This window comes from Primorskyibacter flagellatus (assembly GCF_014638275.1).
GTDB lineage: Bacteria > Pseudomonadota > Alphaproteobacteria > Rhodobacterales > Rhodobacteraceae > Pseudooceanicola > Pseudooceanicola flagellatus_A.
In genome coordinates this window covers 1,102,814-1,115,768 of sequence record NZ_BMFJ01000001.1, presented here as the reverse complement: position 1 = coordinate 1,115,768, position 12,955 = coordinate 1,102,814, and the positions used below count along the sequence as shown (strand labels likewise).

General features: G+C 64.3%; 13 protein-coding genes. 11 read left to right on the top strand and 2 right to left on the bottom strand.

Features of this window, described 5'->3' with window-relative positions; translation table 11 throughout:
• The first annotated feature begins 10 nt into the window (after window positions 1–10).
• The 3 genes from IEV87_RS05490 to IEV87_RS05480 all read left to right on the top strand — a co-directional run bounded on the left by IEV87_RS05490 (window position 11) and on the right by IEV87_RS05480 (window position 2,584).
• The gene (locus IEV87_RS05490; RefSeq protein WP_188476650.1) at window positions 11–904 is read left to right on the top strand and encodes a PfkB family carbohydrate kinase; all 894 of its coding nucleotides are present in this window, start codon (window positions 11–13) and stop codon (window positions 902–904) included.
• Between the two features lie 9 nt (window positions 905–913).
• Window positions 914–1,840: a pseudouridine-5'-phosphate glycosidase gene (locus tag IEV87_RS05485; protein ID WP_188476649.1), complete on the top strand. Its 927-nt coding sequence runs from the start codon at window positions 914–916 to the stop codon at window positions 1,838–1,840.
• Window positions 1,841–1,909: 69 nt separating this feature from the next.
• Window positions 1,910–2,584, top strand: a complete 675-nt coding sequence (locus IEV87_RS05480; RefSeq protein WP_188476648.1) for a DUF502 domain-containing protein — start codon at window positions 1,910–1,912, stop codon at window positions 2,582–2,584.
• Here the strand turns inward: IEV87_RS05480 and IEV87_RS05475 are convergent.
• The gene (locus tag IEV87_RS05475) at window positions 2,577–3,635 is read right to left on the bottom strand and encodes a patatin-like phospholipase family protein (RefSeq protein ID WP_188476647.1); all 1,059 of its coding nucleotides are present in this window, start codon (window positions 3,633–3,635) and stop codon (window positions 2,577–2,579) included. The two genes, IEV87_RS05480 and IEV87_RS05475, sit on opposite strands and share 8 nt — an antisense overlap.
• Entirely contained in the window at window positions 3,635–4,408 is a 774-nt protein-coding gene (locus tag IEV87_RS05470) for a 3-hydroxybutyrate dehydrogenase (protein WP_188476646.1), read from the bottom strand. The genes IEV87_RS05475 and IEV87_RS05470 overlap by 1 nt, the downstream gene beginning before the upstream one ends.
• Window positions 4,409–4,785: 377 nt before the next feature.
• Between IEV87_RS05470 and IEV87_RS05465 the strand changes: the two genes are divergently transcribed.
• The 8 genes from IEV87_RS05465 to IEV87_RS05430 all read left to right on the top strand — a co-directional run bounded on the left by IEV87_RS05465 (window position 4,786) and on the right by IEV87_RS05430 (window position 12,910).
• The gene (locus IEV87_RS05465; protein ID WP_188476645.1) at window positions 4,786–6,606 is read left to right on the top strand and encodes an extracellular solute-binding protein; all 1,821 of its coding nucleotides are present in this window, start codon (window positions 4,786–4,788) and stop codon (window positions 6,604–6,606) included.
• A 42-nt stretch (window positions 6,607–6,648) separates the two neighbouring features.
• Window positions 6,649–7,122 (top strand): arsenate reductase ArsC, encoded by a 474-nt coding sequence (locus IEV87_RS05460; protein WP_188476644.1) that lies wholly within the window; start codon window positions 6,649–6,651, stop codon window positions 7,120–7,122.
• Between the two features lie 147 nt (window positions 7,123–7,269).
• The gene (locus IEV87_RS05455) at window positions 7,270–7,542 is read left to right on the top strand and encodes a hypothetical protein (protein WP_188476643.1); all 273 of its coding nucleotides are present in this window, start codon (window positions 7,270–7,272) and stop codon (window positions 7,540–7,542) included.
• A gap of 75 nt (window positions 7,543–7,617) precedes the next feature.
• Complete coding sequence (locus IEV87_RS05450; protein ID WP_188476642.1) at window positions 7,618–9,144, top strand: class I adenylate-forming enzyme family protein; 1,527 nt, start codon at window positions 7,618–7,620, stop codon at window positions 9,142–9,144.
• A gap of 51 nt (window positions 9,145–9,195) precedes the next feature.
• Window positions 9,196–9,834 (top strand): DsbA family oxidoreductase, encoded by a 639-nt coding sequence (locus tag IEV87_RS05445; RefSeq protein ID WP_229737435.1) that lies wholly within the window; start codon window positions 9,196–9,198, stop codon window positions 9,832–9,834.
• Window positions 9,827–10,273: a GNAT family N-acetyltransferase gene (locus tag IEV87_RS05440; protein ID WP_229737434.1), complete on the top strand. Its 447-nt coding sequence runs from the start codon at window positions 9,827–9,829 to the stop codon at window positions 10,271–10,273. The genes IEV87_RS05445 and IEV87_RS05440 overlap by 8 nt, the downstream gene beginning before the upstream one ends.
• 99 nt (window positions 10,274–10,372) lie before the next feature.
• Window positions 10,373–11,596 carry an MFS transporter gene (locus tag IEV87_RS05435; protein ID WP_188476640.1) on the top strand — a complete coding sequence of 408 codons (1,224 nt, stop codon included), beginning with the start codon at window positions 10,373–10,375 and terminating at the stop codon, window positions 11,594–11,596.
• A 99-nt stretch (window positions 11,597–11,695) separates the two neighbouring features.
• Window positions 11,696–12,910: an NADP-dependent isocitrate dehydrogenase gene (locus IEV87_RS05430; RefSeq protein WP_188476639.1), complete on the top strand. Its 1,215-nt coding sequence runs from the start codon at window positions 11,696–11,698 to the stop codon at window positions 12,908–12,910.
• Window positions 12,911–12,955 lie beyond the last annotated feature (45 nt).

Genomic DNA, 12,955 nt, shown 5'->3' with positions numbered 1-12,955 from the left:
ATAACGCGCCATGACCCGCGCACCCGACATCCTTTGCATCGGCTCCGTCCTCTGGGACGTGATCGGGCGTTCCGCCTCTGTCATGCGGCAGGGGTCGGACGTGCCGGGGCGTATCACCCGCCTGCCCGGCGGTGTCGCGATGAACATCGCAATGGCCGCCGCGCGCTTTGGCCTGACACCTGCCCTGCTGACCGCGATCGGCCGCGACGCCGAGGGGGACGAACTCATCGCCGCCTGTGACAGCCTCGGGATGCTGACCGGGCTTGTCTACCGCTCTGACGATCTACCCACGGATGTCTACATGGCGGTGGAAGGTGCGAACGGCCTGATCGCCGCCATCGCCGACGCGCATTCGCTGGAGGAGGCGGGCGACAAGATCCTCCGCCCCTTGATGGACGGCACGCTCGGCAGCGCGGCTTCACCCTATCCCGGACGCATCGCCCTGGACGGCAACCTGACCCGGCAGTTGCTTGAGACCATTGCCGTTTCCCCGGCCTTCGCGGCTGCCGACCTGCGAGTCGCTCCGGCTTCTCCCGGCAAGGCCGAACGCCTGCGGCCCTTCCTGACCCATTCCCGCGCCATGCTTTACGTGAATATCGAGGAGGCGGGATTGCTGTGCCACGCGGAGTTCACCGAAGCCGCTGAGGCCGCCGAGGCGATGATCCGCAAGGGCGCCGCACGCGTTGCAGTGACCGACGGCGGTCGCTCCGCAGCCGAAGCCGGGCCGGACGGGGTCATCGCCGGCACGCCACCGGAGGTTCTGGTCACCCGTGTCACGGGCGCCGGCGACACCTTCATGGCCGCCCATATCGCTGCCGAAGCCGAAGGCGCGGACCGCGAACAGGCGCTTGCCCGCGCGCTGGAGGCCGCCGCGCGCTACGTTTCTGGCGACACACCGTTGTAAGGACCTGACATGACACTGTTTACCCTCTCTGACGAGGTCGCTGGCGCACAGAATGAAGGCCGCGCTGTTGTTGCGCTGGAAAGCACGATCATCACCCATGGGATGCCCTATCCCCAGAACCTCGAAACCGCGCGGCAGGTGGAAGACGACGTGCGCGCCGCCGGAGCGGTGCCCGCCACCATCGCGGTGATCGACGGGACGCTCCACGTCGGGCTGAGCGCGGCTCAGCTGGACGCGCTGGCCCGGGCGAAGGGTGTGGCCAAGCTGTCGCGCGCCGATCTCCCGGTCTGCATGGCAGGTGGCGGCACCGGGGCCACGACCGTGGCCGCCACCATGATCGCCGCAAACCTGGCGGGGATCGAGGTCTTTGCCACCGGCGGCATCGGCGGCGTGCATCGCGGGGCCGAGACCAGCATGGATGTCTCTGCCGACCTTCAGGAACTGGCGCAGACGCCGGTAACGGTCGTGTCCGCCGGCCCGAAGGCGCTGCTCGACATTCCTCTCACGCTGGAGGTGCTCGAAACCCTCGGTGTGCCGGTGATCGCCTTCGGCCAGGACGCCCTGCCCGCCTTCTGGTCCCGCGACGGCGGCCTGGCCGCCCCGTTGCGGCTGGACCGGCCGGTCCAGCTCGCGAAGGCACAACGGATGCGTGTCGCGCTCGGCCTGCCCGGCGGCCAGCTTGTGGCCAACCCGGTGCCTGCGCCGGACGAAATCCCGCGGGAAGAGATCGAACCGATCATCGCCCGCGCGTTGACCGAGGCGGCGGAACAGGGCATCGCTGCGAAAGCCGTCACGCCTTTCCTGCTGGACCGGATTTTTGCCCTGACCGCGGGACGCTCTCTCAGCACGAATATCTCTCTGGTCCGCAACAATGCCCGGCTTGCGGCGGCCATCGCACAAGAATTGGTCCAATTGCCCGCAATCGCATCAAAATAAACCGCCGATGGCATTGCCGCAGCAGGCGGCAGTCCCTAGGTTCGGAGCGAAGCTGACGGACCTCTCGGAATGAATGATCCCCTTACCGAAACCACTGCCCGCCCCGGCGTGTTTGCCAGGCTGCGGTCCAGCTTCCTGACGGGGATCGTGGTCATCCTGCCGGTCGGCCTGACCATCTGGCTGGTCTGGACACTTGCCGGCTGGGTCGACGGCGTGGTGCTGCCGCTTGTTCCGCAGACCTTCCAGCCCGAGAAATACATCGGCATCAACCTGCGCGGCGTCGGCATCATCTTCTTCCTGGTGTTCACGGTCATCATCGGCTGGATCGCCAAGGGGCTGATCGGCAAGTCCCTGATCCGGTACGCGGAATCGCTGGTGGACCGGATGCCTTTCGTGCGGTCGATCTATTCCGGCGCCAAGCAGATCGCCGAAACCGTCTTTGCCCAGTCCGAACGCAGCTTTGAACGCGCCTGCCTTGTCCAGTACCCGCGCAAGGGCATCTGGGCCGTCGGTTTCGTGTCGACGGAGGCGAAGGGAGAGATCGCGATGAAGGCCGAGACCGGATCGCAGCTGATGTCGATCTTCGTGCCGACCACGCCGAACCCCACCTCGGGCTTCCTGCTGTTCTTCCCGGCGGAGGACGTGATCGAACTGGACATGAGCCTGGAGGACGCCGCCAAGCTCGTGATCTCGGCCGGGCTGGTCTACCCCAATCCCAAGGACCCGACGCTGCCGCCTAGCTGAGCATCGCCGGAAGATCCACGGTCGACTTTTTCCCGAGCGATTTCTTGTGCTTCCTGATGAAGCCCTCCGCGGCGGTGCGCCCCGCGTCCTTCAGCGTCGCCAGCAGGATCGGGTTCGGCACCATCTTTGTCGTGACAGACAGTTCCCGCATCAGGCTGTCGTCCGCGATCATGTGCACCAGCACGTTCTTCATCGCGCCGGTTTCCACCTGATGCGCCGCCAGAAGCCGCTGCACGAAGGCAATCGCCCGCAGTTCGCGCAGGAGTGAGGAGTTGAAGGAGATCTCGTTGATCCGGTTCTCGATCTGCTGCGGCGTGATCGGCACCTCGTTCCGCTCGAGCGGATTGATGTTCACGATCACGACGTCCTCTGGCAGATCCGGGTCGAAAAGCGGGAACAGCGCCGGATTGCCGGAATAGCCGCCGTCCCAGTAGGCCTCCAGCTTGCCGGTCCTGGGATCCTCGATCTCGACCGCCTGGAACAGGTTCGGCAGGCAGGCAGAGGCGAGGATGGCATCGGTCGTGACCTCGTCCCGCGTGAAAATCCGCACCTTGCCGGTCCGCACGTTGGTGGCGCAGACGAACAGGCGCGGACCGCCGCCGGAACAGATGTCCTCGTAATCGAAGGCGCGCACCACGGGCTCCAGCGGATTGCGGTAGAACGGCCCGTAGGCATAGGGCGACATCACGTCCTTCAGCGCATCCGCCGCAATGGTCGCCGGCGCGTATTCCATGGCAGAGGCAAGCTCTGCCGTCGGCGGCATGAACCACTTTTCCATCATGGTGACGGGCGTCGTCATCCAGGCCGGCAGGCGCATGTCGTTGACTGCTCCCATGCGAACCCAGAGCTCGTTCAGCGTGGCCTTCGCACCCTCGCGCCCGCCGCGCACCATGCCCGCCTTGAAGGCCGCCCCGTTCAGAGCGCCCGCCGAGGTGCCGGAGATTCCCGCGACCTCGATCTCGTCCTCCTCGAGCAGCCGGTCCAGCACCCCCCAGGTGAAGGCGCCATGCGCGCCCCCGCCCTGGAGTGCGAGGTTGATGCGGGTGACCATCAGGCCGCCGTCCAGCCACCGTCAACGGCAATCGGCTGCCCGGTGATCTGCTCTGCCGCGTCGGAACAGAGGAACACGGCAAGTCCGCCGATCTGTTCCACCGTTGCGAACTCCTTGGAGGGCTGCTTGGCGAGGATCACCTTCTCGACCACCTCCTCCTCGGACATCTTGTATTCTTTGGCGGTGTCGGGGATCTGCGCCTCCACCAGCGGGGTCAGCACGTAGCCGGGACAGATGGCATTCGCGGTGATCGGCTCTCTCGCGGTTTCCAGCGCGACGGTCTTGATCATCCCGACGATGCCATGCTTGGCCGAGACATAGGCCGACTTGAACGGCGAGGCGCGCAGGCCATGGGCCGAGGCGATGTTGATGATCCGGCCCCAGCCCGCCTTGCGCATCATTGGCAGCGCCGCGGCAATCGTGTGGAAGGAGGAGTTGAGGTTGATCGCGATGATCGCGTCCCACTTGTCGACCGGGAATTCGTCGATCGGGGCGACATGCTGGATCCCGGCGTTGTTGACGAGGATATCGCAGACCCCCGCCTTTTCGACCAGCGCCCGCGCCTGATCGCCCTTGGACATGTCGGCCTGAATATAGCGCGCCTTGACCCCGAATTCCCTGCCCAGGTCCTCGGCGAGCTTGTGATCCTCTTCCCGGTCGGTGAAGGAGTTCAGCACGACATCCGCCCCGGCCCCGGCAAGGGCGCGCGCGACGCCGAGTCCGATGCCCGAGTTCGATCCGGTGATGATTGCGGTTTTTCCTGCAAGAGACATGGCAGCGTCCTTTGTGTTCTGTCCGGTGCCAGCATAGATGCCGCACCTGCAAAGAAAACCGCGAAGATCCACCGGCGTTCCGGTGATGAGGCGAATTGCCGCTAGCGCTAACCGGGGCGACCTGTCGATTCGACCGGGACCTGTCCGCTCCGCCCCCTGCCCGTCCAGCCACACAGACCGTTCGGCCAAAAAAAACGCCGGCACGAAGCCGGCGTTAAGTTATTGAGGCAGGTTTCATACAGGCAAGAAACCTATCGAGCAGTGCCCCCTTTATAGGCCTTCCCGCCGGATGTTCCAAGCTAAAAGTTTGATAACGTGTGAAAGCCTCGGTACCGTCCCGCTCAACGAGCACAGGTCAAACAGGGATTGTTGCCAAAATGAGGCCACATTTATTCTTCATATACTGGGCCACGGCCGTCGCGGGAACCCTGCCCGGCCTGACCGGAAATGCTGTGGCGGAGCCTCGCCATGGCATAGCTATGTATGGCGAACCGGCCCTTCCACCCGATTTTGTGTCCCTGCCCTATGTCGATCCCGACGCACCCAGGGGCGGCCGGCTGATCAGCGGCAACGAAGGCGGATTCGACAGTCTCAATCCCTATGTCATCACCGGCAACCCGCCCTGGCAGCTGCGCTTCCTGATTTCCGAAGGTCTGATGTACCGCTCGCAGGACGAACCCTTCACCGTTTACGGCCTGCTCGCCGAATCGATTGAGACTCCGGAGGACCGGTCCTGGGCCGAATTCACCCTGCGGGAGGAAGCGCGCTTCTCCGACGGCAGCCCTGTCACGGTCGAGGACGTGATGTGGAGCTACGAGACACTCGGCACCGAGGGCAACGCGCGATACCGGGGCCTGTGGTCGCAGATCGCGAAGATGGAACAGACCGGCCCGCGCACGCTCCGCTTCACCTTTGCCAAGATCGACCGGGAACTGCCCCTGCTGGTCGGGATGCAGCCGATTCTCAAGAAGGCCCAGTTCGCCGACCGCAGTTTCACCGGCCTCAGCCTTGAAGAAGCGCCGATCGGCTCAGCCCCCTATTTCGTGTCGGACTATGAACCTGCCCGCTCCGTCACACTGACGCGCAATCCGGACTACTGGGGCAAGGAGCTCGCGATCCGGCGCGGCACCAACAATTTCGACGAGATCCGGATCGAGTTCTACGGCGATACCGCCGTTCTGTTCGAAGCCTTCAAGGCCCAGGAGATCAGCTATATCCGCGAGTTCAACGCCGAGAAATGGACCCGCGATTATGCCTTCCCGGCGGTCCGGTCCGGCGACATCGTGCTGTCCGAAATCCCGTCGGGCCGCCCGTCGGGAATCACCGGCTACGTCATGAACACGCGCCGCCCGCCGTTCGACGACATTCGCGTGCGGGACGCGATGATCCATGCCTTCAACTTCGAATACATCAACGAAACCCTGACCGGTGGCCGCCAGCCGCGCATCACCTCCTATTTCTCCGGCTCCGACCTAGGCATGCGCCCCGGCCCGGCGGAGGGGCGCGTCAAAGACCTGCTCACCCCCTTCGCCGACTCGATTCCCGACGGCGCGATTGATGGCTACGCCCTGCCCGAATCCGACGGTTCCCCCCGCAACCGCGCGAATATCCGCACCGCCATCGACTTGCTGGCGCAGGCCGGCTGGACCGTTCAGGACGGCCGTCTGGTCAATGCGGAAGGCCGCCCCTTCCGGTTCACCCTGCTGCTGCGTCAGGGCGCAAACGAATTCGCCACCATCGCGGACCTGTACGTCAAGGCCTTGGAACGTCTGGGAATCACCATGGATATCGAAGTCGTAGACAACGCCCAGTACCAGCTGCGCATCACCGATTTCGATTTCGATATGACCGACATCCGCCGCCAGTTCTCACTTTCCCCCGGTAACGACCAGCGGCTCTACTGGGGGGCGGAGGTTGCCGATACCCCAGGTTCCCGCAACCTCATGGGCGTGAAAAGCCCCGCCATCGACGCCATGATCGACGCCATGCTCGTGTCCAAGACGACCGAGGAGTTCACCGCCGCCACCCGCGCGCTGGACCGTCTGCTGACCGCCGGGCGCTATGTCATCCCGATCCACAGCTTCGACGTCGGGCGTATCGCCCATGACGAGGCCATCACATATCGCACCGACCGCACCCCGCTTTACGGAGATTCCGTCTATTTTCTGCCCGAAGTCTGGTGGATGAAGGAGCAGTGATCCGTCACGCCCCCGTTACAATGCAACCTTACGTGCCACACCATGAACATTCTCGTCCTCTGCACCGGAAACTCCGCCCGCTCCATCCTCCTCGAATCCATCCTGAACCAAGAGGGCATGGGCCGCGTGCATGCCTTTTCCGCCGGGTCGCAGCCCGCGGGCCGCGTCCATCCCCAGTCCTTCAAGCTGCTCGAGGAACTGGGCCACGACACCTCTCAAGCCCGGTCCAAGTCCTGGGATGAATTTGCCGCACCGGACGCGCCCGAAATGGACATGGTCATCACCGTCTGCGCCTCTGCCGCGGGTGAAACCTGCCCGATCTGGCCCGGCGCGCCGGTCCGCGCCCACTGGGGCGTCGACGACCCCGCCGCCGCGCCCGAGGATCAGTGGGAAGACGCCTTCCGCACCGCCTATGACATCCTGCACCGCCGCGCGACGGCGCTGCTGAAACTGCCGGTCGAGACCATGGACGCCGGAGAGCTCAAGGCCGCGCTGGACCGCATCGGCAAGAAATGACCTCCGCCCTGTGTCCCTGACGCAACGTTGCCTGTCGGCCACCACATTTTGTGGAACCCCGGCCGCGAGAACCCGTTGGCTTAGCGAAAGCCGCGGGAACTGCGGCGGGGACAAGTGACATCAGGCAACGGAAGAAGGACGCGGCACATGCGTTGGAACGACATTCGCGAAGACTGGGACAGCTACCTGCCCGCGATCACCAAGCGCTGGCCGGCGGCCGATCCCGAGGTCCTGCGCAGCCTCGGCGGGTTCGAGACCGACCTTGCACTCTATCTCTCCGGCGTGACCGGAACGCCGGCGCGTCAGATGCTGGACGAACTGGAAGACTGGCGCATTACCGACATCGGCAACCGCACCCGCGACGACGCGGAGCGTCCGCTTTATCGCATTACCCGGATATCGGCGGGAAGCACCGCGTAAACCCGCCAATGCATCTGCCGTTCGGGTCTGAACAGGTTCTTGCCAACGTCTCCGGCGGGGCATAACCCTGTCACCATGCTGTCTGTCTTCGATCACGGCGCATTCCCGCCCCCGCCCGCGCCTTTCAATATGGCGGCGCATGTGCTGGCCCATGCCGACCGGCTCGCCGACAAGATCGCGCTCTCCATCGTCAGCCCTTCCGGAGCGGAACGCTGGTCCTACGCGCGTCTGCAGGCCGCCATCCGTGGCACGGCCACGGGTCTGTTGCAGAACGGGTTTGCCCCGAACGACATCCTCTTGATGCGGCTGGGAAATTCCGTCGACTTTCCCATTGCATACCTCGCCGCCATCACCGCGGGAATGGTTCCTGTTCCGACGTCTTCCCAACTGACAGAGCGGGAGGTCGCCAAGATGGTGGCCGAACTGTCCCCCGCCGGCATCCTGCGCGATCCTGCCGTCGCCTGTCCGGATGTGGCCTGCAAGGTCATCGGAACAGAGGCGCTGCGGCAGATGCACGACCTGCCCCCGGCCGATTTTGCCATGGGTGACCCGGATCGACTGGGATACATCGTGTACACCTCCGGCACCTCCGGCAAAGCCCGCGCCGTGATGCATGCACATCGTGCCATCTGGGCACGCGGTATGATGCACCACGGCTGGTACGGCCTTGGCGAAGGCGACCGGCTGATGCACGCGGGCGCCTTCAACTGGACCTACACGCTTGGCACAGGGCTCATGGACCCGTGGTCGGTTGGCGCCACCGCCCTCATCCCCGCCGAGGGAGTCGATACGGGCGTTCTGCCATTGCTCATGAAGCGATACGAAGCAACGATTTTTGCAGCTGCCCCTGGCGTTTACAGGAAGATCCTGAAAGATAACGAAACAATCGATCTGCCGAAGCTGCGACACGGCCTGACCGCCGGTGAAAAGCTTTCCGACCAGATCCGGACCCAGTGGCGCGATGCCGGTGGTGGAGAGCTTTACGAAGCTTTCGGCATGTCCGAATGCTCCACCTTCGTCTCCGCCGCGCCCGGCAGCCCTGCCGCGCCCGGCGCGCTTGGCAAGCCGCAGGAAGGTCGCCGCGTCGCGATCCTCGGACCCGACGGTCCCGTCCCGCTCAACGAGGAAGGCGTGATTGCCATCCACCGCTCCGATCCCGGCCTGATGCTCGGCTACTACGGCGCGCCAGAGGACACGCAGGCGAAGTTCGACGGCGACTGGTTCCTTACCGGCGATCATGGCCGCATGGACGAGAACGGCCAGATCACCTACATGGCCCGCGCCGACGACATGATGAATGCCGGCGGCTACCGGGTTTCCCCGCTGGAGGTCGAGGCGGCGCTGAACGACATCCCCGGCATCACAGAAATCGGCGTCATCGACTGCGCGGTGAAGGCCGACGCCCGGCTTATCATCGCCTTCTACACCGGCCCGGCCCCGCTGGACGAAGCCGCGCTGCTGGCCGTGGCCGCAGAGCGGCTCGCCCGGTACAAGCAGCCCCGCGCCTTCGTGCACTTGCCGGAACTGCCGCGCAATCCGAACGGAAAGCTGCTGCGGCGCGGCTTGCGCGACATCTGGGACGCCCGGAAAGCCCCGGCATGATCCTCCCCCGCTGCGTGCGCCGCGGCAAACTTCGAAAGGCAAGGCTCTGACATGGAAGAGAAAGTTGTCAAACTGGATATTCTGTCCGACCCGATCTGCCCCTGGTGCTACATCGGCAAGGTGCAGCTGGAACGCGCCCTTGCCGACCGTCCCGACCACCCCTTCGTGATCGAATGGCACCCTTTTCAGCTCAACCCCGACATGCCGAGGGAGGGGATGGACCGGCAGGACTACCTGCGCGCCAAGTTCGGTGACAAGGCGACCTCCACCTACAACCGCATCGGCGAGCATTTCGAGGATATCGGGGTCGAGGCCAATCTCAACGCAATCTCCCGCACGCCGAACACGCTGGACGCGCACCGGCTGATCCACTGGGCGGGGATCGAAGGCTGCCAGAACGCCATGGTCGACGCGCTGTTCCGCGCCAATTTCGTGGATGGCCGCGACATCGGCGACCGGGAGGTTCTGGCGGATCTGGCGGACGGGATCGGCATGGACGCCGCCACCGTACGCCGCCTGCTCGCCTCTGATGCGGATGAGGAGATGATCCGCGACCGCGATGCCCATTCCCGCAAGATGGGCGTCAACGCCGTGCCGACCTTTGTCGTCGCAAGCCGCCACGCGGTGCCCGGCGCGCAGCCGCCAGAACTCTGGGTCAAGGTCATCGACGAAATCACCGCCGGTGAATGACCCCCGGCCAGCCCGCAGCACCGACCGCCCGGCGGTGGAGGCGATCGTCCATGCCGCCTACAGCCCCTGGATCGATCGCATCGGACAGACGCCCGGCCCCATGCTGGACGACTACGCCGCCCTCATCGCGGAGGGCCGCGTGCATGTTACTGGCACACCGGATCTGACCGGCATCCTCGTGCTGATCCCGGAGGCGGACACGCTGCTGCTGGACAATATCGCCGTCGCGCCGGAGGCACAGGGAACCGGCGTCGGAAAGCGCCTGATGACCTTTGCCGAGGATCAGGCGCGCGCCGCCGGTTATGACCGGATCCGGCTTTATACCCATGAAGGCATGGCGGAAAACGTCGCGATCTACCTCAGGATCGGCTACCGGGAGACGCATCGCGCCACCCAGAACGGCTTTCCCCGCGTGTTCATGGAAAAGGTGCTTACCTGATCGGCGGGACAAGCCGCCCTTGCCATTTTCTGCACCTGCAAAGCGTGGCCCTTCCCCTGAAGCCGTGCTAGCACAGGCCGTTCCGCCAGCCGAGGCTTCATGACCCCCAAGATCTCACAATCCGAATTCATTGCCATGATGGCGATGATGGTGGCCACTGTCGCGTTTTCCATCGACTCCATGCTGCCGGCCCTGCCCGTCATGGCGCAGGACCTGACGCCGGAGGCACCGAACCGCGCGCAACTGGTCCTGTCGGCCTTCTTCGTCGGCATGGGGGTGGGTACGCTGTTTACCGGGCCTCTGTCGGATGCCTTCGGGCGCAAGACGATCATCAACCTCGGCGCGGCGCTTTACATCCTTGGGGCGGTGCTGGCCTGGGCCGCCCCGACGATCGAACTGATGGTCGCCGCCCGCATCATGCAGGGCATCGGCGCAGCCGGGCCGCGCATCGTCTCCATCGCGATCATCCGGGACCTCTATTCAGGGCGGGAGATGGCGCGCATCGTGTCCTTCGTCATGCTGATCTTCACCATCGTGCCCTCCCTCGCGCCGCTGCTCGGGTCGGGTATCATCGCGCTTGGCGGATGGCGCGGCATCTTCGTGGCCTTCGTGATCTTTGCCGTCATCTCCTCGACCTGGGTCAACGCGCGCCTGAGCGAACCGCTTCCGGTCGGGGCACGCCGTCCGCTGAACCTCACCGCACTCTGGACCGCGCTGAAGGAGATGATGTCCTATCCCATGGTGCGGAACTCCATCTACGTCCAGTTGCTGATCTTCTCGGTCCTCTTCACCTCGATCTCCCTGATCCAGCCGACTTTCGACCAGATCTTCGGCAAGGCGGACCAGTTCGCCCTCTACTTCTTCGCCATCGGCATCTTCTGCGCCTCCTCCTCCGTGGTGAACGCGACCTTCGTGATGCGGCTCGGGATGCGGGCGATCATTTCCATCGCGATCTTCGTGACGCTGACCCTCACCCTGCTGATGCTGGCGCTGCACCTCTCCGGCGTGACGGGGACTGTGTATTTCTGGGCCTACGTGCTTTGGCAGACCGCGATCTTCTTCCAGATGGGCCTGACCATCGGCAACCTGAACGCGCTGGCGATGGAACCGCTTGGCCATATCGCGGGCCTCGCGGCAAGCGTCATGGGCGCGATATCCACGGTTGCGGCGGGTGTGATCGCCACGCTCATCGCCCAAATGTTCGACGGCACCACCCTGCCCCAGATCGGCGGCGTCCTGGTCCTGCTTGCGCTGGCCATTCCGGCGCTGGTCCGCATGCGCAGCCTCGACCGTCCGCTCGCCGCGCCGGTGCACGGCGAATAGGAAATCGTCATGATTTTCCGAGATGCTGGGGCAAGCTTCCTTCCCCGGCCCGGCGGAATGGGCTACCACCCGAAAGACCGCAGCAGGAGGTGACAGCAGATGACCAGGATCAAGGTGGACAACCCGATCGTCGAGATGGACGGGGACGAGATGACCCGCATCATCTGGGCCTTCATCAAGGAAAAGCTGATCGAGCCCTATCTCGACATCGACCTGCTTTACTACGACCTCGGCATGGAAAGCCGCGACGCGACCGACGACCAGATCACGATCGACGCCGCGATGAAGACGAAAGAGGTCGGCGTCGCCGTCAAATGCGCCACCATCACCCCGGACGAGGCGCGGGTTGAGGAATTCAACCTCAAGAAGATGTGGAAATCGCCGAACGGCACCATCCGCAATATCCTCGGCGGCGTCGTCTTCCGCCAGCCGATCATCTGCCGCAACGTCCCCCGTCTGGTTCCCGGTTGGACCAAGCCGATCGTCATCGGCCGTCACGCCTTCGGCGATCAGTACAAGGCGACCGATTTCACCTTCCCCGGCGCCGGCAAGCTGACGATGAAATTCGTCGGAGAGGACGGGACGGTCATCGAAAAGGACGTCTTCGATGCGCCCTCCGCCGGGGTCTATCAGGCGATGTACAACCTCGACGACTCCATCCGCGACTTCGCCCGCGCCTCGCTCAACTATGGTCTGATGCTGGGCTGGCCGGTTTATCTCTCGACCAAGAACACCATCCTCAAGGCCTATGACGGCCGCTTCAAGGACATCTTCCAGGAGGTCTTCGAGCAGGAGTTCGAGGACGCGTTCAAGAAGAAGAAAATCTGGTACGAACACCGCCTGATCGACGACATGGTCGCCTGCTGCATGAAGTGGAACGGAGGCTTCGTCTGGGCCTGCAAGAACTATGACGGCGACGTGCAGTCCGACACGGTCGCGCAGGGTTTCGGCTCCCTCGGCCTGATGACCTCGCAGCTGATGACCCCCGACGGCAAGATCGTTGAGGCCGAGGCCGCGCATGGCACCGTTACCCGCCACTACCGCCAGCATCAGGCCGGGGAACAGACCTCCACCAACTCCATCGCCTCCATCTATGCTTGGACCGGCGGGCTGAAGCACCGCGCCAAGCTGGACGAAAACACCAAGCTGATGGAATTCGCCACCACGCTGGAGAAGGTCATCGTCGACACGGTCGAATCCGGGCACATGACCAAGGATCTCGCCCTGCTGGTCGGCCCGGATCAGGGCTGGCTGACCACGATGGGTTTCCTCGAAAAGATCGATCAGAACCTGAACAAGGCGCTCGCCGGATAAGCCGGACAAGGAAAAAGGCAGCCGGAACAACCGGCTGCCAATCGT

Bases quoted from the DNA above. Each gene is read 5' to 3' on its own strand.
- IEV87_RS05470 (WP_188476646.1), bottom strand. From the start codon at position 4,408: ATGTCTCTTGCAGGAAAAACCGCAATCATCACCGGATCGAACTCGGGC.
- IEV87_RS05465 (WP_188476645.1), top strand. From the start codon at position 4,786: ATGAGGCCACATTTATTCTTCATATACTGGGCCACGGCCGTCGCGGGA.
- IEV87_RS05460 (WP_188476644.1), top strand. From the start codon at position 6,649: ATGAACATTCTCGTCCTCTGCACCGGAAACTCCGCCCGCTCCATCCTC.
- IEV87_RS05445 (WP_229737435.1), top strand. From the start codon at position 9,196: ATGGAAGAGAAAGTTGTCAAACTGGATATTCTGTCCGACCCGATCTGC.
- IEV87_RS05435 (WP_188476640.1), top strand. From the start codon at position 10,373: ATGACCCCCAAGATCTCACAATCCGAATTCATTGCCATGATGGCGATG.
- IEV87_RS05485 (WP_188476649.1), top strand. From the start codon at position 914: ATGACACTGTTTACCCTCTCTGACGAGGTCGCTGGCGCACAGAATGAA.
- IEV87_RS05455 (WP_188476643.1), top strand. From the start codon at position 7,270: ATGCGTTGGAACGACATTCGCGAAGACTGGGACAGCTACCTGCCCGCG.
- IEV87_RS05475 (WP_188476647.1), bottom strand. From the start codon at position 3,635: ATGGTCACCCGCATCAACCTCGCACTCCAGGGCGGGGGCGCGCATGGC.
- IEV87_RS05450 (WP_188476642.1), top strand. From the start codon at position 7,618: ATGCTGTCTGTCTTCGATCACGGCGCATTCCCGCCCCCGCCCGCGCCT.
- IEV87_RS05480 (WP_188476648.1), top strand. From the start codon at position 1,910: ATGAATGATCCCCTTACCGAAACCACTGCCCGCCCCGGCGTGTTTGCC.
- IEV87_RS05430 (WP_188476639.1), top strand. From the start codon at position 11,696: ATGACCAGGATCAAGGTGGACAACCCGATCGTCGAGATGGACGGGGAC.
- IEV87_RS05490 (WP_188476650.1), top strand. From the start codon at position 11: ATGACCCGCGCACCCGACATCCTTTGCATCGGCTCCGTCCTCTGGGAC.